General features: G+C 60.3%; 15 protein-coding genes and 4 pseudogenes. 9 read left to right on the top strand and 10 right to left on the bottom strand.

The genetic code is table 11. From position 1 onward, the window contains the following. Window positions 1–6: 6 nt before the first annotated feature. From ACN2XU_RS23135 to cysQ, 7 genes are all read right to left on the bottom strand, one after another. Window positions 7–1,707, bottom strand: a complete 1,701-nt coding sequence (locus ACN2XU_RS23135; protein ID WP_419412718.1) for a DUF5927 domain-containing protein — start codon at window positions 1,705–1,707, stop codon at window positions 7–9. Further along, window positions 1,704–2,714, bottom strand: coding sequence for a glycosyltransferase family 2 protein (locus ACN2XU_RS23130; RefSeq protein WP_419412717.1), 1,011 nt, complete (start codon window positions 2,712–2,714; stop codon window positions 1,704–1,706). The genes ACN2XU_RS23135 and ACN2XU_RS23130 overlap by 4 nt, the downstream gene beginning before the upstream one ends. Window positions 2,715–2,766: 52 nt before the next feature. Then, the gene (locus ACN2XU_RS23125) at window positions 2,767–3,975 is read right to left on the bottom strand and encodes a glycosyltransferase family 4 protein (protein ID WP_419412716.1); all 1,209 of its coding nucleotides are present in this window, start codon (window positions 3,973–3,975) and stop codon (window positions 2,767–2,769) included. Beyond that, a complete protein-coding gene (gene galE, locus ACN2XU_RS23120) occupies window positions 3,956–4,939 on the bottom strand; it encodes a UDP-glucose 4-epimerase GalE (protein WP_419412715.1) in 984 nt (327 codons plus the stop codon). Before galE ends, ACN2XU_RS23125 begins: the two co-directional genes overlap by 20 nt. A gap of 5 nt (window positions 4,940–4,944) precedes the next feature. Beyond that, the gene (galU, locus tag ACN2XU_RS23115) at window positions 4,945–5,841 is read right to left on the bottom strand and encodes a UTP--glucose-1-phosphate uridylyltransferase GalU (RefSeq protein WP_419412714.1); all 897 of its coding nucleotides are present in this window, start codon (window positions 5,839–5,841) and stop codon (window positions 4,945–4,947) included. A gap of 125 nt (window positions 5,842–5,966) precedes the next feature. Continuing rightward, on the bottom strand, window positions 5,967–7,220 hold the full coding sequence (locus ACN2XU_RS23110; RefSeq protein ID WP_419412713.1) for a glycosyltransferase family 2 protein: 1,254 nt from the start codon (window positions 7,218–7,220) through the stop codon (window positions 5,967–5,969). A gap of 1 nt (window position 7,221) precedes the next feature. Beyond that, a complete protein-coding gene (gene cysQ, locus ACN2XU_RS23105; RefSeq protein WP_419412712.1) occupies window positions 7,222–8,019 on the bottom strand; it encodes a 3'(2'),5'-bisphosphate nucleotidase CysQ in 798 nt (265 codons plus the stop codon). Window positions 8,020–8,142: 123 nt separating this feature from the next. Here cysQ and ACN2XU_RS23100 point away from each other — a divergent pair, with 123 nt between their 5' ends. Continuing rightward, a complete protein-coding gene (locus tag ACN2XU_RS23100) occupies window positions 8,143–8,973 on the top strand; it encodes an ABC transporter permease (protein WP_419412711.1) in 831 nt (276 codons plus the stop codon). 70 nt (window positions 8,974–9,043) lie between these two features. After that, the gene (locus ACN2XU_RS23095; protein ID WP_419412710.1) at window positions 9,044–9,649 is read left to right on the top strand and encodes a COG3650 family protein; all 606 of its coding nucleotides are present in this window, start codon (window positions 9,044–9,046) and stop codon (window positions 9,647–9,649) included. A gap of 2 nt (window positions 9,650–9,651) precedes the next feature. On the opposite strand, the gene ACN2XU_RS23090 is transcribed toward ACN2XU_RS23095, so the two are convergent. Next, window positions 9,652–10,257, bottom strand: coding sequence for an alpha-ketoglutarate-dependent dioxygenase AlkB family protein (locus ACN2XU_RS23090; protein WP_419412709.1), 606 nt, complete (start codon window positions 10,255–10,257; stop codon window positions 9,652–9,654). 202 nt (window positions 10,258–10,459) lie between these two features. Between ACN2XU_RS23090 and dnaK the strand changes: the two genes are divergently transcribed. Together dnaK and dnaJ are read left to right on the top strand one after the other, a co-directional pair. Continuing rightward, window positions 10,460–12,382: a molecular chaperone DnaK gene (gene dnaK / locus ACN2XU_RS23085; RefSeq protein WP_419412731.1), complete on the top strand. Its 1,923-nt coding sequence runs from the start codon at window positions 10,460–10,462 to the stop codon at window positions 12,380–12,382. An 83-nt stretch (window positions 12,383–12,465) separates the two neighbouring features. Further along, window positions 12,466–13,608: a molecular chaperone DnaJ gene (gene dnaJ, locus ACN2XU_RS23080; RefSeq protein WP_419412708.1), complete on the top strand. Its 1,143-nt coding sequence runs from the start codon at window positions 12,466–12,468 to the stop codon at window positions 13,606–13,608. Window positions 13,609–13,681: 73 nt separating this feature from the next. On the opposite strand, the gene ACN2XU_RS23075 is transcribed toward dnaJ, so the two are convergent. Continuing rightward, window positions 13,682–15,244 (bottom strand): phosphate ABC transporter substrate-binding/OmpA family protein, encoded by a 1,563-nt coding sequence (locus ACN2XU_RS23075; protein ID WP_419412707.1) that lies wholly within the window; start codon window positions 15,242–15,244, stop codon window positions 13,682–13,684. Between the two features lie 21 nt (window positions 15,245–15,265). After that, complete coding sequence (locus ACN2XU_RS23070; RefSeq protein WP_419412706.1) at window positions 15,266–16,294, bottom strand: translocase; 1,029 nt, start codon at window positions 16,292–16,294, stop codon at window positions 15,266–15,268. 381 nt (window positions 16,295–16,675) lie between these two features. Between ACN2XU_RS23070 and istA the strand changes: the two are divergent. The 5 genes and pseudogenes from istA to tcuB all read left to right on the top strand — a co-directional run bounded on the left by istA (window position 16,676) and on the right by tcuB (window position 21,743). Further along, window positions 16,676–18,293: pseudogene (gene istA / locus ACN2XU_RS23065) on the top strand (IS21 family transposase). 2 nt (window positions 18,294–18,295) lie between these two features. Next, a pseudogene (gene istB, locus ACN2XU_RS23060) lies at window positions 18,296–19,091 on the top strand (IS21-like element helper ATPase IstB). A gap of 78 nt (window positions 19,092–19,169) precedes the next feature. Next, window positions 19,170–19,397 (top strand): FCD domain-containing protein, encoded by a 228-nt coding sequence (locus ACN2XU_RS23055; protein ID WP_419412730.1) that lies wholly within the window; start codon window positions 19,170–19,172, stop codon window positions 19,395–19,397. A gap of 26 nt (window positions 19,398–19,423) precedes the next feature. Further along, window positions 19,424–20,693: pseudogene (gene tcuA, locus ACN2XU_RS23050) on the top strand (FAD-dependent tricarballylate dehydrogenase TcuA); the annotation flags it as partial. Beyond that, a pseudogene (tcuB, locus tag ACN2XU_RS24220) lies at window positions 20,665–21,743 on the top strand (tricarballylate utilization 4Fe-4S protein TcuB). The pseudogenes tcuA and tcuB, both read left to right, overlap by 29 nt. Window positions 21,744–21,868 lie beyond the last annotated feature (125 nt).

The following is a 21,868-nucleotide window of genomic DNA, read 5'->3' as shown; positions in this document are numbered from 1 at the left end:
GAGACCTTACTTTTTGATCAGATAGGGTTTTCGAGACTGATCACGACCATGATATGGCGCGGGGTCAACCGGAAAATCACCCATGAGGTACGGGTGCATGCCCTGGTTCTTGAGGTTCTGCAAGAATTGCCCGAAACCCGAGAGGTCTTCAAGCCGGGGGGCTTCGGCGAGGCGGCGCAGCGGTTTCTGCCCGATCTCGTCGATCAGGATCTGCAGCGGCTCCATGGGCGCCTCGATAAACTCCGCCATCGTCCAGACGCGGACCCGCGCCTTGACGTCCGGGCTGCGCAGCTCGTCGAGCATCGTGCTCTCGATCTTCTGAAGGCGGGCGGCTTCGGCACGCAGTTCGGCAAAATTCGCATTGGACTTGAACAAGGGGACCGCCCAGGCGCCGGAGATGACGCTGATCTGAGCGTTGGGATCCCGCGCCATATGCCAATTTATCTTGGGGTTGTCGCCGGGGCCGTATTGGAAACACTGCCGCTCACCGCGGGTGTTCCAGAGCAGGTTGGTCAGGAAGGCTTTGGGGTTGGCGTCACGCAGTTTGGCATTGTCGGGCAGCGCGCCGTTGATCACCGTCTGTCCATTGGCGAATTCGGCGCGCTCCGGTCCGAACAGATGTCCGTGCACCTGTGCGCCGGTTGCCCGGCTGAGCCATGGCCCAAAGTCCTGAAAAAGTTCAGAAAACCCATGAAACACAGAATATTTTCCGGCAGTTATGCCATTTTCCCAGCCAATATTGGGGTAGCGGCTCTGCATGAAAAGCCCGGACCGCCCGCGCGTCCGGCGCTCGACGGCCTTGGCGAAAATCCGGTCGATCTTTCCCGGGCTTGGCTCCTGCCGGGACATGGCGCGGTCAGGATCGGTCAGAAACGCCTGATAAAGGCGATCCGCATGTGGCCAGATCTTGCGAGCCACAAAGCAATCGGACCTGCGCAACAATTGCAGGTGATCGTCGTAGAAAATATGCGGCTTTCCTTGGAAATCGAACTTTGACAGGGTCAGCGAGCGGCTCTCGATCTGTGTCGAATAGAGGCGGGCGAGGGTCTGAAAATAGCTCTCGTCAGGGATCCAGACGCGCTTGAAGTATGCGTCGTGCTGGGGGCGTGCCGGGTCTTGCAGGATGGCGGAGAGCGTTTGTCGGGTCAGGCACCACCACTGCGATCCCATATGTGGCACGACGCCCTCCGGGATCGCACGTTCGAAGCGGAGTGCGCGCTGCAAGTCCACGAATTTATCAAAGAGGTAACGGTTTTTTCGCCACGAAAACGGGAAGTGCAGGGTGAAGCGCTCCTGATCCAGCCCGCCGACGGTCCAGGGCACATCGGAGGTTGTGGCGCTCTCGATGAAATCCGTGCGCGGGCGCTCGCGGAGGTAGTGGCACAGTTCGTGAACGGGACGCAGCGGCAGGCAGGAGCCGGACGAAAGGTACACGTGGCGCACCTCTTCGAAACGGTCGAGCAGACGCTCGGAGGCATCCTGACTGGCTGCAACCAACCCCCAGGTTCCCCATTCGCAGCGATGCCGTTTACAAAAGAGCACGTCCGGTAGATCGGACAGATCCTTGACCAGCCGGTCATACCGTGACTTTGGCACGATCTTGTCGACGTGGATGACCACCGGGCATCCACCGCGAGACCAGTGCCGTGCGGTTTGTGCGGCACGATCCAGCGCCGTGTGGACCAGCATGACGATCCCGACGGTCATGCCCAGTTGCCCTTGGACATCAGGCCGAGAATCTCAAGCTGTCGCCAGTTGATGTATTTCTCTGACCATTTGCACCACAATTCCGGGTTGTCCTTTATCTGCTCCGCATAGGCGAGATACTCGCGCGATGCGCCGTAATGCTGCCCCCGGGTCAGCTCTTCTTCGGCTTTGGCCGTGAAGGTGTCGAGAAACTTGGTGTGCAGAAGGATGCCGCTTGCCTTCTCGCCGCCCCACTCGTCGTAGACGAGGTTGAGACCGCGGGGCAGCAGGTTGTGCGTGGATGAGACATAGGCATAGCGCCGGTCCCATTTGACCAGGGGAATCTTGTTGAGGGCCGGGGCGAGTTCGGGCGCGTCGGCAAAAAACACACGTGCGCGCGGGCCGCCCTGAATCCAAAGATTGCCGAAATTCGGGTTCTTGGTGATGGAATAATTGCCGGCATCGAACCATGATGCGATTTCAAGAGGGTCCTGGCCGGGCGCATAGGGTTGTTGATCTATCCGCCCCTTGGGGTACATGTCGAGGAGCATGGCGGAGAAGGATTTGATCGACGATGCGTCCAGCCAGTCGGTCAAGGCCCGCAGTGAGCGCGTGTCGCAGAACGGGTAGAGGAACAGCTCATCGGGATCGACCGTCAGGCACCAATGCCCGTGGCCGTATTTCATCAAGAGCCAGTTCATCCAATCGACACCAAAGCGCGCGCGCTTGTAACTGGCGCGGGTGGACCAGACGGAGACATCCTCCTGTTGCGACAGGTAGTTCAGCGACCCGTCCGTGCTGTCGTTGTCGACGAAAAAGAAGTGGTTCACGCCCATGTCCCGGTAGAACTTGAGAAAATAGGGCAGGCGCACACCTTCGTTTCGTTGAGTGCAGAAAACCAGGAGGTCGGTAGGTTTGATACGGGCCGTGTTGTTGGTGACAGGGTTGAGCTCACGCCGTTTTCGGAAGGCACGAATGCGCCAGCGTTTTCGCTGTAACCGAAGTCTGTAAGACCGCAAAGCGCCCAATTCTGTGCCCCTCAGAAGGCCGCTCTGGCGGCTCTTGAATGCTGACCGGCTATCAGATCATCGTTAACACGGTCTTGAAATGCGCGTCCCATGTCGGCGGCTTCCAGCCGTTTGCATGGTCAGTTGTGCTGCCGATGTTCGCCGGATCCGATGTTGCCATCCGCGTAATTTCTTGCGCCCAAAGATAGCTGTCCGCGCTTGTTGCGTAAACGGGAATATTTCCAAGCACTTCCCTGTAGATTGGCAGATCGTTGCACAGGATCGGAACGCCAAGCGCTGCGGCCTCGATCGGGGGCAGGCCATATCCCTCTGAATGGCTGGGAAACAGCAGACCGTTCGAGTGCTTCAACAGTCCGAACATGGCCGCGTCGTCGAGGCCGGGGCGTTCGTGAATGCGGTCGGGATGGGCGTCGAGGCGTGCAAACACGGCCTCATTTCTCCAACCTCTGCCACCGCACAGGATCAGATGCGCGTCCGGGATTCGGGGCCACACATCAAGCAGCAGGGCGTGGTTCTTGCGTGGCTCTATGGTGCCGATGCACATGAAATATGGATGCCCATCCCAGGGCCCGGTCGGGGGCGGACCGGGTTGCGGAGGCGGGATCCCCAGGTGGGAAACAAGGCAGCGCGGCTGGTGCGTTGCCGCATGCCGCAGCACGTCGGTCTTCGTCTGCTCGGAATTGCAGAGGATCACATCCGCCACGGCAACGGCGCGGTCCAGAAATCCCTTGAAAGCGGCGGTCGTCTCCGGCCGCTGATAGTCGGGATGGTCGAGCGGGATGGTATCGTGGACCATGACGGCAATACGGCTGTCCGTCAGGGCTTGCACTGCGGAGATGACGCGCGCGGTCAGGTTTGAATGGCCGACATTGATATAATGCGTTCGCGCGGGCAGATGCATTCGCAGCATCTGGCCAAGCCGTATCGGCAGGCAACGGGCGCGGCACAGCCGTCGCAAATCGGCCTCCGCGCGGGCGCGGTCGGGATGCAGCCCGGACTTCAAACGGGACAGCAGGTCCGGCGGGCCGAACTTCGTATTGATCAGGCTCGTGTGCAGTGCAGCACATCCCGCGCGGTCCAGAAGAATGAAACCGAAAGCGCTGCGCACCAGACCAAAAAGCGGGGTCTCCAGCGTCAGGAGGTGATCGAGGTAGGCAAATTCGACCCGATCCACCCCGGTGAAGGGCCGTCCTGCGCGGCGGACCAGACGGGTCAGGTCCAGCAGCCGCGCAGCGGGTGCGTCACGACTCGTAATGTCCATTGAGGTGCCACTGCCAGGCGTCGCGGATCATCTGTTCCATCGTCGATCGCGTCGGCGTCCATCCAAGTTCGGCCTCGGCGCGGCTCGACCCGGAAACAAGTTTGGTCGCATCGCCGGCACGGCGCGGCCCTTCGGAGAAAGGCACTTCGCGGTTGGTCACGGAGCGCGAAGCGTCGATGACTTCACGCACGGAAAACCCCTTGCCGGTGCCGAGGTTGAACACCCGGCTACCCCGCTCGTCCCTCAGCCATTTCAGCCCGAGAACATGCGCATCGACCAGATCGCAAACGTGGACGTAATCGCGGATACAGGTCCCGTCCGGCGTATCGTAATCGGTGCCGTGGATCGTCAGCGCGGGCCGCTTGCCGTCGATGGCTTCCAGCATGACCGGGATCAGGTGGGTTTCGGGGCGATGATGCTCGCCGACGTCGCCATCTGGATCGCCGCCCGCTACGTTGAAATACCGAAAGATCACATGTCGCAGGCCATGCGCCGCTTCGAAGTCGCGCAGAATATCCTCGACCGCACGTTTGGACGCGCCATAGGCATTCAGCGGAACCTGGGCGGTTTGCTCGTCCAGCACGACATTGTCATGCTCGCCATAGGTGGCGCAGGTGGAGGAAAACACGAAGTCCATGACACCGGCGGCAACGGCGGCCTCAATCAGGGTCAGCGATCCTTCGACGTTGTTACGCCAGTACAGGCCAGGTTTTGCCATGGCCTCACCGACCTGGCTCAGCGCGGCGAAATGCATCACTGCGACGGGCTGGTAAATCGCAAAGACCTCATCGAGACGGGCGCGGTCGGTCAGGTCCCCCTTCTCAAAGGGACCAAATTTCACGGCATCCTGCCAGCCGGTGACGAGGTTGTCATAGGTTATGGGGGTAAAGCCCGCCTGCCTGAGCGCTTTGCAGGCGTGGCTTCCGATGTAGCCGGCACCGCCGGTCACAAGTACATTGGACACTTGCGTTATTCCGCTGCCTTCTTTGCGGCCATGATCTCGTGAAGATAGGCTTCGAGATCATCGCGCAACTCTTCTCGCGCCAGGCCAAAGGCAACAGTCGCCTGCAGAAAGCCCGCCTTGGAGCCGCAATCAAACCGTTGTCCGCGGAAGCGGTAGCCGTATACGCCGTCTCCCTCTGGCTCCAACTCTTGTGCAATGGCATCGGTCAGCTGGATCTCGCCGCCCGCACCGGATTTGAGCTTGTTCAGGTGTTTGAAGATATTGGGAGAGAGGATGTAACGGCCGATGACCGCGAGGTTGGACGGTGCTTTACCTGCCTCGGGCTTTTCGACCATGCTGTTGACGGAAACCATGGAGCCCATGTCTTCCTTCACGTCAAGAATGCCGTAGGCGGATGTCTTTTCCTCGGGCACTTCCATGGCGGCAACCATGCTGCCACCGGTTTCCTCATAGGCTTCGACCATCTGCTGCAGGCAAGGCTTCTCCGCGGCGATCACATCGTCCGGCAGGATGACGGCAAAGGGTTCGTTGTGCACCAGGCGCCGGGCACACCAGACCGCGTGACCAAGGCCAAGGGCCTTGTGCTGGCGAATATAGGCGATCTCGCCGGAATCCATGTTGGTGGACTTGAGAACCTCAAGGAGCTGGTCCTTGCCTTTCTTCCGAAGCTCCTGTTCCAGCTGAGGGGCGTGGTCGAAGTAATCTTCCAGTGCGCCCTTGCCACGCGATGTGACAAAGATGAATTCCTTGATGCCTGCGGCGCGGGCCTCGTCGATTGCGTATTGAACGAGAGGGCGATCCACCAAGGTCATGATCTCTTTCGGAACAGACTTGGTTGCTGGAAGAAAACGCGTTCCCATACCGGCCACGGGGAAGATCGCTTTCGTCACCTTTTTACGCATCAAATTAGCTCCTGATCTAAACAGTTGTCTGGCTTATCGCATGTTTGCTGCACAAGCACTATAGAGGTTTACATTGTATGATAGGGCACACGGACCAGTTTGGCGAATTCTGACCGACAAGGTGTTCAATTTTTGTGCGATTGTTGAGTGAAATTGCCACGAACCTGCGAAATTCGGCGGATTTCTTCCTTCAAGCGGCGTGAAAACCGCGTGACTCTGACAAAACTTGTGTGGCGGTCGCTGCGTCCGAACAGCCCCCCGGTTTGCTCCCAAACGCCAGTCTCGCTAAACGCAACGCGATGGAATCGGGCGGTTGGCGAGAATAGGAAAAGGCTCGTTACCGCGCCTTTCCGGACGCTGATTTCTGCCTTTGCCCGCAGTTTGCCCGCTTGCCAAATCCGTCCCGCAATCGCCAAGCGCGGGGCATCCGGTCGGCCGGGAAAAGGACGAAAAGCCGTCTCTGCCTCCGCCAGGGGCGGCAACGGTCCCACCGGTCGCTGCGCGCCATCCTTTGCGCCCCGGTCCAGCCCCCGCATGAGGCGCCAGACGTCATCCGCCCCGAACGGCCCGCTCTGCATCAGCCGCAACAGGCGCAGGCGCTGGGCCTTGCGAAAGGCTTCCCATGCCGCTTTGCGCGCTTTTTCAGGGGTGTGTTTGCGCAGGAAGAGCATCTTGGACGCCCCGATTTCGGTCAGATCGCGCGGGCTGCGGTCGGCGTGTCGCCGATCGCTTTCGGCAAAGCCGTGGTGTACTTGCGCCAGCGGTACGATGACCGTTTGCTTGCCCGCTTGCGCAAGGCGCATGTTCAGGTCCGTTTCATCAAGATAGAAGCGAAAACCGGGATCGAAGCCGCCGATCCCGGCAAGCACGGACCGGCGCACGGCCATATTGGTGCCTTCTGTCTTGATCGCCTTGCCGAGGTCGGCGGTGGGCGCGGTCGGGGCGTCCCCGTCCAGGACAATCTCCGTGGCTTCACCGGTCTCGTCCACCATGCGGGCTTTCCATTGAAAGGAAATGCCATTGCGGCCAATGACATATCCGCCGCTGGCGGCGACCTCTGGCTGATCGAACGGGGCAACAAGATGGTGCAGCCAAAGCGGTTCGGGCACTGCATCATCGTCTATGAAGGCAACGATCTCGCCCGCTGCCTCCGTGATGCCGGCGTTGCGGGCCGCCGAGATGTTCGCCTCGTCGAACGCGACACGTTTGAGATGCTCAGCCTGGTCAACCTGTTGTGCGGCTGCAATGCCTGCCGGGCAGGCGACCACCACAACTTCGAAATTGGGATAATCGAGCTGCGACAGCCCAAGCAGGCAGCGCGCCAGCGCCTGTGGTCTCGCACGGCTGACCAAGATGACGCTGACGGGCAAGGTGTGCATTTCAGGCGTCTTTCAATTCCACGCCGGGGGCATAAGCGATGAAGAATGGATTGGCGAAACCCGGTTTTCCGTAGGCCAGAGCGCTGTGGTCATCGAACCGGACCACGTGGCCGCCCGCCCCGTGAAGAACCGCGTGGCCAGCGGCGGTGTCCCACTCCATGGTGCGGCCGACGCGCGGATAGATGTCGGCTTCGCCCGTGGCGATAAGGCAGAACTTCAAGGAGGAGCCGGCACTCTTCATGTCCTTGACGGCGTATTTGCCGATGTAATCATCGGTTGCTTGATCGCGGTGGGATTTGGAGGCCACGACCATCAGCGCATCGTTGTTCGGTTCGGAGACGTGGATCGGTTTGGTCTCGCCCGGGGTTTCAGGAGTGAATGGCCCTGCCTCTTCGACGGCCTGTCCGGTGGCATCGGTGTAAAACATGCGGCCGCGCGCCGGAGCATAAACGACGCCGCGCGTCGGTACGCCGTCTTCGACGAGGGCAATGTTCACCGTGAAATCGCCGCGCCGGTTGATGAATTCCTTGGTGCCGTCCAGCGGATCGACGATCAGGAATGTCATCGCCTCCGTGTCGTGGCTGTCGGCCTGCTCCTCGGTCACCAGCGCGACATCGGGGAACGCCGCGCGCAGGCCTGCTGAAATCAGCGCGTCCGCCGCCTCATCGGCTTCGGTGACCGGGCTGGAATCCGATTTGACCTTCACCTCGAAGTCGTCCGAATTGTAGATTTCCATAATCTTGTCGCCCGCTTCGAGCGCGAGCCGCCGCATGACCTGGACCAGTTGGGAATAGTTCACCTCGGTACTCCTTTCGCACGGATGTGCGGATTAATTGATTTGAAGACTCCCAAGCCTTATGGTGCCTCCTGAAAAGAACGGCAAGAAGTCGGCAGGCCAGCGTCGCATCGGAGCAGTGAGCGCATGTTTCAGGTTACCAAGCCAAGATCCCGACTGGGCTCTGCGATCTATATCAGCGAGCTGATTTACCACAACTCGGTGCGTGCCGTGCGCAAGACGCATGGAAATGCCGTTCTGGCCATCCTTATGAACATGCTTCAGTCGATCATTTTCGTGCTGGCATTCTTTTTCATGTTTCAGATCCTTGGTCTGCGCGGTACGGCCCTGCGTGGGGATTTCATGATTTACATCATGACCGGCGTTTTTCTCTACATGACGCATTCCAAGACCATGGGCGCGGTTGCGGCCTCCGAAGGTCCGGCAAGCCCGATGATGCAGCACGCGCCAATGAACACGGCCATCGCCATTGCCGCCGCGATGCTCAGCACGCTTTACGTGCAGGTCCTGTCGCTCATCGCAATTCTGTTCGTCTACGATGTGGCGTTCAACCCTTTTGTTATGCAGGAAATTCACGATCCGATCGGCTGTATCGCCATGATCTTGCTGTCGTGGTTTTCCGGTGCGGCGATCGGCATGGTCATCCTGGCGGCCAAGCCGTGGTTCCCGACCCCGGTCAGCATCATCTCCACGGTTTACCAGCGCGCCAACATGATCGCCTCGGGAAAGATGTTCGTTGCCAACGCCATGCCAGGCTACGTGCTGGCGATGTTCGACTGGAACCCGCTGTTTCACACGATTGATCAGTCGAGAGGCTACGCCTTCGTCAACTACAACCCGCGCAACTCCGACTGGGAATATGCGCTTTATGTGTCGCTGGTGCTGATCATGATTGGCTTGATGGGTGAGTTCTTTACGCGCAAGCATGCCTCCGCCAGCTGGAATGCCCGGCGGTAAGGCATTAAGGACTTTGGTCGGGTGCCGGGGCTCTGTAGGGTGACAGCATCCTTCATCACCGGGGTGCGCCATGGTCCGTCTCTTGATCCTCGTTTTCCTGCTTCCGTCGGTGGCCGCCGCCGAGGAATGGCCCGCACTGCATGCGGTGACCGGGGTTGCGGCCGATGACGTGCTGAACGTCCGCAATGCGCCCTCCGCCGGAGGCGAAATCATAGGCACGCTGGACCCGTTCCAGACCGGGGTGGAGGTCATGCGAACGGATGATACCGGGCGATGGGGTGTCATCATCAGCGGTGAACAGGCCGGATGGGTCGCCATGCGGTTTCTCGAAGCCATGCCCGGCGGGTTCTTGCCGGAGTATGGCAGCCTGTCCTGCGGCGGCACGGAGCCGTTCTGGAGACTTGAAGTGACGGAAGGGGCGACGGCCGAGTTCGCGGGTCCAGAGCAAAGCTGGGGTGTTTCCGCCGGATCATGGATCCCGGCCTCTGGCATGCGCTGGCCGTATGCAATGAAGGGAGAGGGTGACGGGCGGACCATGACAGCCGTCATCACGCCAGAAATCTGCTCCGACGGGATGTCGGACCGCGAGTATGGACTCTCGGTCACACTGGTAAGCCAGGATTCGAGCGAAACACAGGTCTACAGTGGGTGCTGTACTCTGGGTGTCGGACAGTAATCTCAGGTTACCACGCGCAGGGTCACGTTAATTCGCCCGCCGTTGGGCAGCAGCGATGAGGAGCCGAAGCGGATTCGGTCGACGCCGTGATGCGCGAGCCGCGCCTCGCCGCCCATCACCACCACGTCACCAGATCTCAGCCAATGCGAGGCGGTCTTGCCGCCGCGTTCCACGCCGCCCATGCGAAACAATCCGTCGTCGCCTAGTGAGATGGACAGCACCGGTGCGGTAAAATCCGCCTCGTCCTTATCCTGATGCAGCCCCATGCGGGCGTCTTCGCCGTACCAGTTGATCAAGCAACATTCCGGCATGCGCGCGCAACCTGCCAGCGCGGTCCAGACGGACCGAATCGACGCCGGGATCGGTGGCCAGTTCATTCCGTCCGGATGTCGGGGTTCATACCGGTAGCCGCGCCGGTCCGTGACCCATCCGAACTGTCCTGCGGCGCTCATCCGTACCGACATGGCTTTGCCGCGCGGGGTCACCGGACGATACAGCGGTGCCTGTGCAAGAACCCCGCGCAGATCCGCGACCATGACCTCCTGGGCCTGGCGATCCAGGTGGCCGGGAAACAGGCGAAACCCTTTGATATTCAGCTCATCGACCATGCGTCCTCACATTTGTTGTGCAAGAGTTGCTATTTTCCGGACAATTGCCCCCTGTGCGGTGCTTGCAGGGCAGAGAACCCCTCCTTATATACCCTTCGAAGCCGCTTTCGGGGTAAACCCGGAGGCTTTGAAATGCGGGACAGGATGCCGTAACGGGTCCGACGTCTCGCGATATCGCCTTGAATATAGAAAGGGATCGAAAATGGCCAAAGTGATCGGTATCGACCTCGGCACCACCAACTCCTGCGTTGCTATCATGGATGGCAGCAGCGCCCGCGTCATCGAAAACTCCGAAGGCGCACGCACCACACCCTCGATCGTCGCCTTCGCAGAAGACGAGCGTCTCGTGGGTCAGCCGGCCAAGCGCCAGGCTGTGACCAACCCGGAAAACACCGTCTTCGGTGTGAAGCGCCTTATCGGCCGTCGCAACGACGATGAGAATCTTGCCAAAGATCGCAAGAACATGCCGTTCGAAGTGATCGACGGCGGCAATGGCGATGCGTGGGTGCGTGCTCGCGGTGAGAAATATTCCCCGTCGCAGATCTCCGCCTTCATCCTCGGAAAGATGAAAGAAACTGCCGAGTCCTATCTCGGTGAAGAGGTGACGCAGGCTGTCATCACCGTTCCGGCGTATTTCAACGACGCACAGCGCCAAGCCACAAAGGACGCCGGCAAGATCGCTGGCCTTGAAGTGCTGCGCATCATCAACGAGCCGACCGCGGCTGCGTTGGCTTATGGCCTCGACAAGAAAGAAACACGTACCATCGCGGTCTATGACCTCGGCGGCGGCACGTTCGACGTCACCATCCTCGAAATCGATGATGGACTGTTCGAAGTCAAATCCACCAACGGCGATACGTTCCTCGGTGGTGAAGATTTCGACATGCGGATCGTCAACTACCTCGCGGACGAGTTCAAAAAGACCAACGGTGTCGATCTGACCAAAGACAAGATGGCTCTGCAGCGTCTGAAGGAAGCAGCAGAAAAGGCCAAGATCGAACTGTCCTCGTCGAGCCAGACCGAGATCAACCAGCCGTTCATCTCGATGGGCTCCAATGGCCAGCCGCTTCACCTCGTGATGAAGCTGACCCGCGCCAAGCTGGAAAGCCTTGTCGGGGATCTGATCAAGAACTCGATCAAGCCCTGTCAGGCGGCTCTGAAGGATGCAGGTCTTTCCACCTCCGACATCGACGAAGTCGTGCTGGTGGGTGGTATGACCCGGATGCCGCGTGTCATCGAAGAGGTGACCAAGTTCTTCGGCAAGGAGCCGCACAAAGGTGTGAACCCGGACGAAGTGGTTGCTATGGGTGCCGCCATTCAGGCCGGCGTTCTGCAAGGTGACGTCAAGGACGTGGTCCTGCTCGACGTGACGCCGCTTTCGCTTGGTATCGAAACGCTGGGTGGCGTGTTCACCCGCCTGATCGACCGGAACACCACAATCCCGACCAAAAAGTCCCAGGTCTTCTCGACCGCCGAGGACAATCAGTCGGCCGTGACGATCCGCGTCTTCCAAGGCGAGCGCGAGATGGCTGCCGACAACAAGATGCTCGGCCAGTTCAACCTTGAGGACATCCCGCCGGCCCCGCGCGGCATGCCGCAGATCGAAGTGACCTTCGACATCGACGCCAACGGCATCGTATCGGTCGGCGCAAAGGACAAGGCAACCGGCAAGGAGCAGCAGATCACGATCCAGGCGTCGGGCGGCCTGTCGGACGACGACATCGAGAAGATGGTTCGCGAGGCGGAAGAGAACGCCGAGGCCGACAAGGAGCGCAAGGAACTGGTCGAGGCGCGCAACCAGGCGGAAAGCCTCATCCACTCGACCGAGAAGTCTGTCGAAGATCATGGCGACAAGGTCGACCCGTCGACCGTCGAAGCTATCGAGTTGGCTGTTGCAGCGTTGAAAGACGAGCTGGAGAAGGATGATACCACGGCTGACAAGCTGAAGTCCGGCATCCAGAACGTCACCGAAGTTGCGATGCGTCTCGGCGAGGCGATCTACAAGGCGCAGGCTGACGAGGGAGGCTCCGATGAACCTTCTGCAGCCGACCAAGCAGCTGGTCCGAGCGACGACGACATCGTCGACGCCGACTTCGAAGATCTCGACGACAACAAGCGGGCCTAAGGCCATCGCCTTCGAAACAGAAAGGGGGGCCGGTCCGGACACCGGGCCGGCCCTCCTCTGTTTTGGGATAAGGAGGGCAGATCATGTCCAAACGTGACTTTTACGATGTGCTCGGGATCTCCAAGGGCGCATCGGCCGATGAAATCAAGAAAGCCTACCGGACGAAGGCAAAAGAGCTTCACCCGGACCGCAACGCCGACAACCCGGGCGCAGAAGCAAAATTCAAAGAAGCCAACGAGGCCTATGAAGTTCTCAAGGACGCCGAAAAGAAGGCGGCCTATGATCGCTTTGGCCACGCGGCCTTTGAAGGCGGTATGGGCGGGGGGCAACGTCCCGGCGGCATGGGCGGCAATGGTGACTTCGCCAGCGCTTTCTCCGACGTGTTCGACGACCTCTTCGGCGACTTCATGGGGGGCCGTCAGGGTGGCCGGCAGCGCGCCGCACGCGGGGCGGACCTGCGCTATAATCTGCGTGTGACGCTGGAAGAGGCCTATAACGGTCTGCAGAAAACGATCAATGTGCCGACGTCGGTGCAATGTGGCGAATGTAATGGTTCGGGCTCCGAAGGGGGAGCTGAACCAACGACCTGTCCAACCTGCTCGGGAATGGGCAAGGTCCGCGCGACGCAAGGGTTTTTCACGGTCGAACGCAGCTGTCCGACCTGTTCGGGGCTTGGTCAGATTATCAAGAACCCGTGTGGCAAGTGCGGCGGCAATGGCCGTGTCCACAAGGACCGCGCTCTTTCGGTGAATATCCCGGCCGGGGTTGAGACTGGCACGCGGATTCGCCTCGCCGGTGAGGGAGAAGCAGGCATGCGAGGCGGACCGCCTGGCGATCTGTACATCTTTATCGAGGTGGAGCAGCACAAGATCTTTGAACGGGAGGGATCGGAACTGCATTGCCGCGTTCCGGTATCAATGACCTCAGCCGCGCTGGGTGGTGATATCGAAGTGCCAACCATCGACGGCGGGCGAAGCCGGGTCAAAATCCCCGCAGGCAGCCAGTCCGGACGGCAGATGCGTCTGCGTGGCAAGGGTATGCCCGCGCTGCGCGGTGGGGCCCATGGCGATATGTTCATCGAACTGGCGGTGGAAACGCCCGTCAATCTGACCTCTCGTCAGAAAGAGTTGCTCCGCGAATTCGAAAACCTGAGCGAGGACAATAACCCGGAGGCTTCAAGCTTTTTCAGCTCGGTCAAAAACTTCTGGGATTCGATGAAGGGCTGAGTCCGGTTTCATGACTTTGGAAAGGCGGTGCTTTTGCGCCGCCTTTTTTGTTTCCCCATCGGGTGGCGTGCGCTCATTGAAGCCAAACCTCGACCCGCCGATTGACCTGACGTCCCCAGGAACTGTCGTCACAGGCCATGGGCATGGCTTCGCCAAAGCCATCATTCTGAATGACGACGCGGCTGGTGTCTGCGGTTTCGGCTGCGTCGAGCACGGCCCGACGGACGGTTTCGGCGCGCGTTTTCGCGATGCGGAGGTTCCCATCCGCCGGTCCTTGCCCGTCCGAAAACCCGGCAAAGAGCAATCTGCGCCCATCGTAGGCCCCGGCCTCCAGTGCGCTGGCCAACTGCTGAACGTTGGAGCGCGATTGCGCGTCCAGCCGCGAGGAGCCTGCTTCGAACCGAAAAGACAAGGTCAATCGTCGCATGCCGGACAGAGTCCGGGTCATGCGCTGCAACTCTTCGAGGCCGGCAGGGCCGTCTGTCACGAGAATCGCATTGTTGAAGCGGTCGCCTTGCAAATCAATCGGCACCTCTTCGGGCGCCTGATCAATGAACCCGGCCCGGCGAATGACAATTTGCGCTGCGGTGGATTGGGTAAAAGCGATAAACTCCCGCGCCAGTACTGGCAGGCGACGGGCGGGCAGGTACAGGAACATTGGCGCCGTGAGCGGGAAATCCTCTGTCTTGATACTGCGCCGCGCCGCGCGGAGCTGGAAGCCGCAGGGGCCGGTCAGCACAAGAGGTTTGGCATTGCCGGTTTCGGAAAAACTCGCGAGGCCAATGCCGAAAGGGTCGCCTTCGACTGCTTCAGCGAGCGCGGCGTTGGTCATGTGCCGCATGATCTGGGCGTTCATGGAGGCCCTGACTGGCTTGACCAAGCGGTCCTCGACACCCTGCGACAGTCCCGAGCCCACATCGCGCAGGTGCACAGTGATGGGGGCGTCAGGTCCACCAAGGGTTTGCCAGTTGTCCAATGCGCCGGACAGCATGCGCGACAGCTCAGTCGGGGAAATGGCGTCCACCGGATTGCCGGGCGCTACGATTGGCACCATGGCATCGAGCGCCAGGACCCGGCTTCGGTTCGGCTTCAAAAGATCGCCGAGACCGGCCTCCCGGGCCTGGGATACTTCGCTGCGCCGGATTTCCCGCAGAGCCATGACGATGTCGGCGTTGTCGCTCAGCAAGTCCGCAAAGCCGGTGTCGGTGTTGGTCAGGTGGAAGTAGAAACGGCCCACCGACTTGCCGGATGTGGCGTCGCGCAGATGATAAGTGAATGTTTCCTCGCCGGTCGCTTCGCGCTGCGTAGACAGGCCGTGGCGCAGGGCAAAAGCTTCGAGGAGCGCGGGCATCAGAACCGAACCCATCGTCGCGGAGCCGGACACGGACACCTCTGCGACAAAATCGATGAGCGATGGACACCCGACGCCTTCACAAAGCACGCCTGAGCTGTCGACCGTCAACTCGCCATATTGCGTCCGCAGGCGGTAGAACTCGCCGTCAAAGCCCAGGAGCGTGCCGGTCAGTTCAACCCCGCCATCACGGGATCTCAGAGTTATGTCCTGCGCCGCAGCATGTGTAACCATGCCTGAAAAAAGGAAAAGTGCGGCGAGAACCGCCGCACAGAGATATCGCATGAGAGACCTGTCTGCCTTGGCTTAGCGTGCCGCGACTTTCAGGTCTGCGAGAATATTTTTCAACACCAGAAAGTCGCCTACACTGTCACACTCGGGGATTTCCAAGGTCAAGTCGCCCACACGCAATGTGCCACCGGCGCGAAGATCAAGAGTTTGCGCCTCAATCTGCCTGGAGCAGTTGCCGTTCGTAACTTCGGCCTCAACCGAAAGCGTCACATCGCCAGACTTTTTTGCGGTGCCGCTCGGGAACGTGTAGACCTCGGCGATAAGCGCCTCCGGAGCGTCGGATTGACCGAGGCGAACAAGGAACCCGCTTTCGCCCGCTGCCGCAGCCGCCAAATCACCGGCCGCGCCGGACCAGATATGGCCGCTGGTGAAGTAGTCGGCATCAAATTCGCGGGCATGCAGTTGCAGACCAGTTTCACCCTTCCACTGCACCGCGATGCGATCATAGAACGGCAACGAATTGACCACGGCGGAGGCGGTTGCCCCTTCACCGTTCGTGAAGGACGCGATGAACAGAGCGTTTTCCGTCAGAGCCGGAACGGTGATGTTCAGGATGCCGTCAGGCTGCATGACCTCGGTAAACATCATGCCCTGATGGTGGATCGTGACCCGCTCGGAGGCGTGGCACGTGGCGTCGAGACGGAGGGAGACCATGGCGCCGGCGGTGGTCGTCGCGTCCATGGAGGTGTCACAAGCAAAGCCAATTTCAGGTTCGGACACGGCCTGCTGCGCCTGCCGGGTCACGACGGTGTCGACGGTTCCCACAGCAGCCAATGCCATGGGGTCTGGTTCACTGCGGATCATGACGGGCTCGCTCCGCGCAGGCGGCTGCGGCGCGTCGTCGCCGCGCAGTCCCATGATCGGTGGATTTGGCGTGCCAAGCCCGGATGAGGTCAGGGTAATGTCCGTGACTTCGACGGCGTCTGTTGTCCCGCTGGCCGTCGTGGAGTCGGGAACGGCAAAGCCGTATTGCATGATGTAGCCGATCGCCAACGCGCAGACCAGCGTGACACCGCCTAGGATATAGCTCTTGAGACGCGCCATCTTGGCCTCCCGTCATTAACATCTGGGAAACACTCTGGAGCCCAAACAAGGCGCGTCTTGGGCAGGCTCACGGAGTCATTAAGACATTTCCAGAACAATGAATGCACCGGCCGCCGATGGCTGCCGGTGCAGAGTTCGTTATTGAAGAACTTGATAAAGTTTGTCCCGTGGGCCTGAATCGGCCAGATTCGCGCAATGAAATCGATACCCTGGGAATGGCCTGCATCTTGGGAGGTGAAGTCTGTCCCGAAACCGGTGGAAGTGTGTCTGTTGATTTCTGCAGAGAAGTGAGCCGGTAGCCTCCCAGATTTTCACTGAGAATTGACCCATGTGAACACGTTGCCCTGACGGATTTGGTCGGGGAGATATCGAGTGATCGACATGGGCTTTTTGAGTGTTATCCGACGCTGGGCATTGCGTGACAAAATGCCAATCCGCGAGATTTCTCGGCGCACGGGCCTCTCTCGCAACACCATCAGCAAAGTATCTGCGCGAAGGGGTGGTCGAGCCGAAGTTCAAGACGCCATCCCGGCCGAGCAAACTTGATCCATACGCGGATCGTCTGTCTGCCTGGTTGCTGGTGTGGACGCGCAAGCCCCGCAAAGAGCGGCGGACTGTGACCCAGATGCATTCTGATCTGGTGAAGCTCACGACGGCTCCTACGGGCGCGTGGCAGCCTATGCCCGCGCCTGGCGTGCCGATCGGCACCGGGCGGAGCAAACGACCGGGCGCGGCACCTACGTTCCTCTGGTGTTTCAGCCCGGCGAAGCGTTTCAGTTCGACTGGAGCGAAGACTGGGCCAATATCGGTGGCGAGCGGACCAAGTTGCAGGTCGCTCATCTCAAGCTGTCACACAGCCGTGCGTTCCTTGTGCGGGCTTACCCGCTGCAAACCCATGAGATGTTGTTCGATGCCCACTGGCATGCCTTCCGCGTATTCGGTGGCGTTCCGGGGCGGGGCATATATGACAACATGAAGACCGGCGTTAATCGTGTTGGCAAAGGCAAGCATCGCGACGTCAATGCCCGTTTCAAATCCATGGCCAGCCACTACGTCTTTGAGCCTGAGTTCTGCAACCCGGCGGCGGGATGGGGCAAGCCATTTTTGTACCATTGGTCCGAACGACAATGGCGGCGGCCAGGTCGAGAAGAACGTCCAGGATGCGCGCAATCGCCTCTGGCAGGTCATGCCTGTCTTCAACGATCTGGCCGAGCTCAATCAGAGGCTGGAAGATCGCTGTATCGCCTTGTGGGCCGAGACAAACCACCGGGATCTGCCGGGCACGATTGCCGACGTGTGGGAAGCTGAGAAGCCGACGCTGATGGCAACGCCCTCGGCTTTCGATGGGTTTGTGGAGCACGGCAAACGGGTGTCACCGACCTGCCTGATCACCTTCGAGCGCAATCGCTACAGCGTCCCGGCCAGCTTCGCGAACCGCCGTATCAGTCTGCATGTCTATCCCGAACGGCTGGTTATCGTTGCGGAAGGCCAAGCCGTTTGCACCCATGCCCGGATCATCGAGCGGTCACATCACAAACCAGGCAGGGTCATCTATGATTGGCGTCATTATCTTGCTGTCATCCAACGCAAACCCGGGGCTCTGCGCAATGGCGCACCGTTTACAGAGATGCCCGAAGCCTTCCGCCGTCTGCAGGATCATATGTTGCGCAAGGAAGGCGGCGACAGGGAAATAGTCGACATCCTGTCCTTGGTTTTGCAGCACGACGAAGACGCCGTTCTGTGTGCTCTAGAACTGGCGCTGGAAGAAGGCGTGCCAACCAAGACGCATGTCCTGAACTTGCTACATAGGCTGATCGACAAGCAGCAGACAGATCACCTAGCGGTCGACTCACCAGACGCTCTGGCCCTGGATACGGCGCCGAAGGCCACTGTCGATCGCTATGATGATCTGAGACAGGCTGGGGAGAAGCGCGTCACACCGGAGGTGTGCCGATCAATGAAACGGGGCGTCATGATCCTGCGGGCGCCTCGATCGTGATCATGCTCCGCAGCCTGAAGCTGCGTCACGCCAAATGCGTGCATCATTCTATGCGCACCTTTGGTGCGACATGGCACAGGCCGTCGATGATCTGGTGGCCCAGGCGCACCGGCGTTCGAAGCAGCCACGCCGACGTTGTCCCAACGTCTCAAGGCGGAAATGGCCGAACGGGAAGTTCGGTCCATTGCCTACCAAACCAAAGTGGCGCGCTTCCCGTCCTACAAGGACCTCGCAGGCTTTGACTTCAAATCAAGTGAGATCAACGAAGCCACCGTCCGTCAGCTGCACTGCGGCACCTTCATGGAGAACGCGGAAAACGTCGTCCTGATCGGTGGCCCTGGCACGGGCAAAAGCCACATTGCAACCGCCCTTGGCGTTCAGGTCGTCGAGCATCACAAATGCAAGGTGCGCTTCTACTCGACGGTGGAACTCGTTAATGCCCCGGAGCAGGAAAAGGCGCTCGGAAAGGCCGGCAAATTGGCCGAGATGCTGACCAAGATCGATTTGGTCATCCTCGACGAACTCGGCTACTTGCGGTTCAGTTCATCCGGCGGCGCCCTTCTGTTCCACCTCCTCAGCAAGCTCTAAGAGCGCACCAGCGTGATCATCACCACCAATCTAAGCTTCTCAGAATGGGCCCAGGTCTTCGGCGATGCCAAGATGACCACGGCGCTCCTCGACCGGCTCACACACCGCTGCCACATCCTGGAAACCGGCAACGACAGCTACCGCTTCAAGGCCAGTTCAGAAGCCGCAAAGAAAAAGCGAAAGGAGACGCCTGCATTGACCACAACATGACCGCTGAGACATAAAAAAAGGTGGGTCAAACCTCGGTGAAAATACCGGGGCACTTCTCAGCGGAAATCAACAAACGCACTGCAAAAGGCGTTGATGACCCTTGGTCCGACGACGCTGACCGAACCGGATCGCGCCCAAAAGGCGGTCGAGGAACATTTCGGCGTGCTCGACGCGATCAAGGCGCGAGACGGGTCGCTCGCCGAAGCCGCCATGCGTGCGCATATCAAGGCGGCCCAACGGGTGCGGGTGCGCGATCTGCGCGCCGGCAGCCACAAAACCCCCAACTTCGACGGAGACCTGCTGTGACCTCTCCCGACATCGCAATCATCGGCGGCGGCAATTCGCGCCACACGCGCAACTTTCGCTGCATGCACCATGGCCCGCTCGGGTCGCTTGTAGACAGCTACACCGCGGAGGAATACCTCGCCGACCTGATGAAGGTCACCGGCGGCAAGACCGACGAGGGGCTGGCACGGCTTGCCATCCGTACATCGGAAGAGTGTCCGCCGTGGATGGAAGAGCACGGCGTGCGCTTTCAGCCGTCGCTTTCGGGGACTCTGTTGCTGGCGCGGACGAATGCCTTCTTTCTTGGCGGCGGCAAGAGCCTTGTGAACGCCTATTGCCTCACCGCTGAAAAGCTGGGGGTGCAGGTGGAATATGAGGCCGCCGTCACGCATCTGGACCTGGACGATGATCGTGTGACCCGCATCGACTATACCCAGAACGGCCAGACACACACGATCACGCCGAAGTCGGTCGTCGTTACCTCGGGCGGTTTTCAGGCCGACACCGATTGGCTCGCCCGCGCATGGGGGCCAGCGGCGAAAAACTTCCTGATCCGCGGCAGGCCCTACAATCGCGGCGTCGTGCTGGCTGATCTGCTGGAGCAGGACATTGAACAGGTGGGCGACCCGACGCAATGCCACGCCGTTGCCATCGACGGGCGCGCGCCGAAGTTCGACGGCGGGATCGTCACACGGCTGGACTGCGTGCCGTTTTCCATCGTGGTCAACAAAGATGGGCAAGCGGTGTTATGACGAGGGCGAGGACGTCTGGCCCAAGCGCTATGCCATCTGGAGCCGCCTTGCCGCCGCACAGCCCGATCAGGTGGGCTATGTCATCATCGACGCCAAGTCTCTGGAATTGTTCATGCTGTCCGTCTTCCCGTCGATCAGGGCGGACACGCTGGAGGAACTGGCGGGCAAAATGGGCCTGCCCGCTGATGCGTTGGTGCAGACGGTGAACGAGTTCAACAACGCTTGCGGCGACACAGCGAACTTTCACTCCACCGAGCTCGACGGCGTCACGACCACCGGCCTCAACCCGCCCAAGACCAACTGGGCGCGCCCGATCACTGAACCGCCGTTCTACGGCTACTCGCTGCGTACCGGCGTGACCTTTACCTTTCTGGGGCTGAAGGTGGACGACCACGCACAATGCGCCATCGAGGGCCGCCCCGTCACCAACCCCTGGGCGGCGGGCGAAACCATGGCCGGGTTGATCCTCGGCCAAGGCTACCTTGCCTGCTTTGGCATGACTATCGGAACCGTCTTTGGATGCATCGTGGGCAAGGATGCTGCCGCCCTTGCAAATGCAACCTGATCTGCTGCAAGAGGCCCGTCGTCAGGCCGAGATCTGCAATGCCTGTCGCTACTGCGAAGGCTACTGTTCCGTCTTCCCCGCCCTGCATGCCGAGCGCGCGTTCAGCGATGGCGACCTGACGCAATTGGCGAACCTCTGCCACAACTGCCGGGGCTGCTACTATGCCTGCCAATACACAGCGCCGCATGAGTTCGATCTGAACCTGCCGCAGGCGCTGGCGAATGTCCGTCAGGACAGCTGGGAAGAGCTCGCCTTCCCCCGCGCCGCCGGGAAAGCCTTTCAGAAGAACGGCGTGCTGATCGCCTTCGCCACCGTCATCGGCTTTGCCTTGTTGTTCTGGACGGCCCGCGCCCTGAGCGCTGCCGGGGGCGAAGGGTTCTATGCCGTGCTGTCGCACAACGCGATGGTCGCGATCTTCCTGCCAACCTTCCTGTTCCCGCTGGTCAGCATCGCGGTCAGCCTGCGCCGCTATTGGCGTCACATCGGTGCCGGTCCGTTCCGGCCCGCGCATCTGGTCGCCGCGGTCCGTCAGGCCGCGAACATGAAGAACCTCAAGGGCGGGCACGGCGACGGATGCAATTTCGAGGTCGAGGATCGGTTCACCCACGCCCGGCGCGCGGTTCACAGGCAGTCATGTATGGCTTCCTGCTCTGCTTTGCCGCCACCAGCGTCGCAACCGTGATGCACTACATGTTCGACATGCCTGCGCCTTATGGGCTGGTGTCCTTGCCGAAACTGCTGAGTCTTTCCGGCGGGCTGTTGCTGGTGGTGGGGTGCTTTGAGATGATCCGGTTGAAGCTGCGCTCGGACCGGACGTTGGGCGCTGCCTGCGCCTTCGGCGGAGAGGTGGCTTTTGTCGGGCTGCTGGGTTTCACCGGTTTCAGCGGACTGGCGCTATACGCGTTTGGTCAAACGGCAAGAATGCCGGTCTTGCTGTCGATCCATCTCGGATCCGTACTGGCTTTTTTCCTTCTCACGCCATTCACCAAGATGGTGCACGGCTTTTACAGGCTAACCGCTTTGACCGCTGACGCCGGTCGAGGTGACTGATACGAAATCAGGCAGGCAATACTCCATAGGGAAGCGTTGGTGTGTTGGGCTTTGCCGCCGTTCGAGATCGTTGCGGCGAGTGACCGCGTCCCGCCGACTGCATGGAAAAACACCCGTTCGCTGGC

It is taken from the genome of Pacificoceanicola niger (assembly GCF_048553275.1).
In the GTDB taxonomy this organism is placed as follows: domain Bacteria; phylum Pseudomonadota; class Alphaproteobacteria; order Rhodobacterales; family Rhodobacteraceae; genus Pacificoceanicola.
The sequence above is the reverse complement of the archived record's forward strand: the minus strand, read 5'-3'. Positions and strand labels throughout refer to the sequence as shown.

Excerpts from the sequence above, each read along its gene's own strand:
- ACN2XU_RS23135 (WP_419412718.1), bottom strand. The coding sequence starts at position 1,707 with ATGACCGTCGGGATCGTCATGCTGGTCCACACGGCGCTGGATCGTGCC.
- ACN2XU_RS23125 (WP_419412716.1), bottom strand. The coding sequence starts at position 3,975 with ATGGACATTACGAGTCGTGACGCACCCGCTGCGCGGCTGCTGGACCTG.
- galU (WP_419412714.1), bottom strand. The coding sequence starts at position 5,841 with ATGCGTAAAAAGGTGACGAAAGCGATCTTCCCCGTGGCCGGTATGGGA.
- ACN2XU_RS23110 (WP_419412713.1), bottom strand. The coding sequence starts at position 7,220 with ATGCACACCTTGCCCGTCAGCGTCATCTTGGTCAGCCGTGCGAGACCA.
- ACN2XU_RS23100 (WP_419412711.1), top strand. The coding sequence starts at position 8,143 with ATGTTTCAGGTTACCAAGCCAAGATCCCGACTGGGCTCTGCGATCTAT.
- ACN2XU_RS23095 (WP_419412710.1), top strand. The coding sequence starts at position 9,044 with ATGGTCCGTCTCTTGATCCTCGTTTTCCTGCTTCCGTCGGTGGCCGCC.
- ACN2XU_RS23090 (WP_419412709.1), bottom strand. The coding sequence starts at position 10,257 with ATGGTCGATGAGCTGAATATCAAAGGGTTTCGCCTGTTTCCCGGCCAC.
- dnaK (WP_419412731.1), top strand. The coding sequence starts at position 10,460 with ATGGCCAAAGTGATCGGTATCGACCTCGGCACCACCAACTCCTGCGTT.
- dnaJ (WP_419412708.1), top strand. The coding sequence starts at position 12,466 with ATGTCCAAACGTGACTTTTACGATGTGCTCGGGATCTCCAAGGGCGCA.
- ACN2XU_RS23075 (WP_419412707.1), bottom strand. The coding sequence starts at position 15,244 with ATGCGATATCTCTGTGCGGCGGTTCTCGCCGCACTTTTCCTTTTTTCA.
- ACN2XU_RS23070 (WP_419412706.1), bottom strand. The coding sequence starts at position 16,294 with ATGGCGCGTCTCAAGAGCTATATCCTAGGCGGTGTCACGCTGGTCTGC.